The 411-nt window shown below is 63.7% G+C and carries 1 protein-coding gene; it reads right to left on the reverse strand.

What is annotated here, in order from left to right:
• Positions 1-411 (reverse strand): RHS repeat domain-containing protein (locus tag NE609_RS17355; protein WP_256153245.1); only part of this gene is annotated, 411 nt, incomplete at both ends.

The raw sequence follows: 411 nt of genomic DNA on the forward strand, positions 1-411 counted from the left end.
CGCCGTATGCCGTCTGTTCCGTCAGGCGCTCCAGATGGTCGTATGTAAACGAGGCAACCGGGATCTCCGTCTCCCCGTCCAGCAGGGACTCCCGTTCGATCCGGCCGAGCGGCGTATACCGGAGCCGCGACCGGTTTCCCGCCTCGTCCGCGGTGGTGATGCGGTTGTTGGCGTCGTCGTATTCGGCGGTGCGGAAGGTCCCGTCCGGGTTCGTTTCCTTCACCTTGCGGCCGAGACCGTCGTATTCCACCGTGGAGGTATGGCCGTTTCCGTCCGTCGCGGAAGTCTGGCGGCCGTACCAGTCGAACGCCGCCTTCTGTTTGATGGTGCCTGCCGCATCAACCGCATCCGTGGGTGAAATCAGGTTACCGTTTGCATCCTTTACGCCGAGGAGCCGCACCTCGATGGGCT

The organism is Anaerotruncus sp. DFI.9.16, from assembly GCF_024461615.1.
GTDB classification, from domain to species: domain Bacteria; phylum Bacillota; class Clostridia; order Oscillospirales; family Ruminococcaceae; genus Anaerotruncus; species Anaerotruncus massiliensis.